The following is a 1,356-nucleotide window of genomic DNA, read 5'->3' as shown; positions in this document are numbered from 1 at the left end:
CTGACCCTCGAGGTGGGCGGACCACAGCCGCTCGTCGCCACCGCCGAGGTCTCACCCTTCACCGGGCAGGAGGTCCTGCGGTTGGCGCCCGCCGACCAGCCGTGAACCCTAGGGGCGCTGGCGGCCGTTCCGCTCGACAACCAACCGCGTGGTGGCGGCCAGCTGGAACGGCCGGATCACCGGCTCGATGCGGCTGATCAGCCGCTCCTTCTTGAGCTTGGCGATCACACTGCGCACCAGTTCCGGCAGCGGGTTCCCGGCGTGGTCGACCAGCGGGTAGATCCGCACCTCCGGCGCCACGCGGGCCATCTCCACGATCGCGTCGACATGGTCGGCCAGATCCATGCGGTCGGCATAGGTGAACAGCAGGTGCGAGCACAGCACCAGGTCGGCCGAGTCGTCGGCGAGAGGGAGCGAGGGAAGAGCCCCGGCCACATACCGCTCGGGGGCGGTGGCCAGGTGGCCCAGCATCCGGTCGGCCGCCGAGCGGCGGATGACCTCGTGCCCCACGACCCCGCCGCGGACGTCCCAGTCATAGTCGAACTCACGCGCGTGCTTCTGCGCCAGGGACCGCTCGACGTCCTCGAGGATCCGGCCGCGGAGGTCGTCCGCGCCGAGCGCGTACTGCGGGTCCACCGCGACGGCGTCGCCACCCGCCGCACAGATCTCGGCCACCGCGCTGGCCGCGCCACCGGGGCAGTCAACGATGCGCCCCTTCAGGTCGGCCTCGTCCAGGCCGAACATATCGGTGTACTCGTCCAGCGACCGTGCACTGACGAGGACGTCGGTGTCCTCGAGCGCGTGGAAGGTGGTGTGGGGACTTGCGGTCACCTGGGGACTCTCCTGAAGTCGGCTGGCCCGGTCCTGTTCCGGGCCGTGGGGTCTGAATCGTTAACCCGGGTTCCGTCGGAGACCGCCTCGCATGGCGGATGCGGCCCGACCGATCCCGGCGGGCCCTCGCATCGTCGGTACTACGCCAAGACGGCGTGGGCGATGCGGGACCACGTCGGTCCGCCTCGCCAGCACATCAGCACGTCTTTGGGCACGCTCTCACCGTAACAGCGGGGTCGGACACCGGCCACCGGGAAGTTCACGGTGTTCAGAAGAGGCTGCCACACGAGGGTCCGGACGGCCGTGAGGTGGACCACACCGGCGACTCGACACGCGTTAGGGTTCTGTCCCATCGGCGTGGGTCCTCTGCCGCGCGGTCTCGACCCCGGGAGCATTCGTGAGAACACCGTCCAGCCGGCGCACATCATCCGGACCGTCCACCGTCGCCGGAGCACTCGCGCTGGGCGTCGCGGTCGCCCTGGCCCCCGCCACGGGCCCGCTCGGCGCACCCGAGGCCGCCGCCCA

1 protein-coding gene is annotated in these 1,356 nt (G+C 70.9%); it reads right to left on the bottom strand.

What is annotated here, in order from left to right; genetic code table 11:
* Positions 1-108: 108 nt before the first annotated feature.
* The gene (locus G6024_RS14725; RefSeq protein WP_067720115.1) at positions 109-831 is read right to left on the bottom strand and encodes a methyltransferase domain-containing protein; all 723 of its coding nucleotides are present in this window, start codon (positions 829-831) and stop codon (positions 109-111) included.
* Positions 832-1,356: the final 525 nt, after the last annotated feature.

The organism is Dietzia maris, from assembly GCF_014144855.1.
GTDB lineage: Bacteria > Actinomycetota > Actinomycetes > Mycobacteriales > Mycobacteriaceae > Dietzia > Dietzia kunjamensis.
The sequence above is the reverse complement of the archived record's forward strand: the minus strand, read 5'-3'. Positions and strand labels throughout refer to the sequence as shown.